Origin of the sequence: Massilia mucilaginosa, from assembly GCF_011682145.1 — a bacterium.
In the GTDB taxonomy this organism is placed as follows: domain Bacteria; phylum Pseudomonadota; class Gammaproteobacteria; order Burkholderiales; family Burkholderiaceae_D; genus Telluria_A; species Telluria_A mucilaginosa.
In genome coordinates this window covers 1-522 of record NZ_WHJH01000196.1, presented here as the reverse complement: position 1 = coordinate 522, position 522 = coordinate 1, and the positions used below count along the sequence as shown (strand labels likewise).

The window sequence follows — 522 nt, the reverse complement described above, 5'->3', positions numbered from 1 at the left end:
GATGCGCGGCCGTGCTCACCCAGGTATTCAACCTGCGCTCGCCGTTGCCATCGGCCGCCGTCGGCCTGCGTGCCCGGTACTCGGCCTGTCTCTGCGCTGCTGTTTTCGGCATGGCATTCTCCTTGAATCTGCATCGTTACCGCGTAACGTCCAACCGCTACGCGTCATCTTCCTCGTCCGCCTCGGCCTCCAGCGCATCGCGCAGCACAGCGGCCCCGTCACCATCACCCCCGGGCTGCGCATCCTGCGCCCCCGGCAGCGCACCCCGGCTCCGCAATCCAGCACCCGGATGGGTCGCCGCATGAATCGCCTGCAGCTGGCGGATCGCCACCTGGGTATAGATCTGCGTCGTCGACAGCTCGGCGTGGCCCAGCATCGCCTGTATAAACCGGATGTCGGCCCCGCCTTCGAGCATCAGGGTCGCCATCGTGTGCCGGAACAGGTGGCAGCCGCCGCGCTTGCCCACCTGCGCCTTGTCCACGTACTGCGCCACCGTCGTCGACAGCCAGGTCGGGTTGAGCG

General features: G+C 67.6%; 1 protein-coding gene. It reads right to left on the bottom strand.

Translation table 11 applies throughout. The annotated features are described in order from the left end of the window. Window positions 1–157: 157 nt before the first annotated feature. Window positions 158–522: tyrosine-type recombinase/integrase (locus tag F2P45_RS37095; RefSeq protein WP_166882687.1), on the bottom strand; the 365-nt coding region annotated here is incomplete at its 5' end.